The sequence below is a fragment of the Sphingomonas paucimobilis NBRC 13935 genome (assembly GCF_000739895.2).
GTDB classification, from domain to species: domain Bacteria; phylum Pseudomonadota; class Alphaproteobacteria; order Sphingomonadales; family Sphingomonadaceae; genus Sphingomonas; species Sphingomonas paucimobilis.
The window spans coordinates 1-509 of the sequence record NZ_BBJS01000084.1; the positions used below are offsets into that span (position 1 = coordinate 1).

The 509-nt window shown below is 69.0% G+C and carries 1 pseudogene; it reads right to left on the minus strand.

What is annotated here, in order from left to right:
* A pseudogene (locus tag SP6_RS19930) lies at positions 1-509 on the minus strand (iron permease); the annotation flags it as partial.

Here is a 509-nt window from a genome sequence, read left to right on the forward strand (position 1 = left end):
GCATCGTCGAAAAGGCCGCCCAGTACTGCGACCTTCTCCGCGAGATCATCGGGCGACGCGCCCCGGTCGATCGAGGCGCGGAACTCCCCCATCGCGCCCTCGATTCGACCCATCAGCGTCGCGTCGCGCGCGGTGAGTGTTGGCTCGATCGGCTCGAACCCATCGAGATAGGCCGACAGCGCCAGCTCTTTCGCCATGCGCGCATCGCCGCGCCGCGCAGCCGCCACGCTTTCGGCGAGTTTGGCGCGGGCGACCGCGAGCGAGCCGGGAGCCTGTTGTATCACCTGTTCGGGATGACGACGCAGGAACGCGAGCACTGGGTCAGCCTTGGCGTCGCCGATCGCCGCGCCGAGCGCGGCCGGGGTGAGCGCGACCAGGGTTTTCAGGTCCGGAATGCGCCGGCGAAGGGTCGGGTCGGATTTCCAAAGCCGCTCGCCTTCGCGCGCCTGCGCATCCGTGAAGGCGAAGCTCCCGGCTCGGAATGCTAACGCCCAGCGCTGATCGTTGGG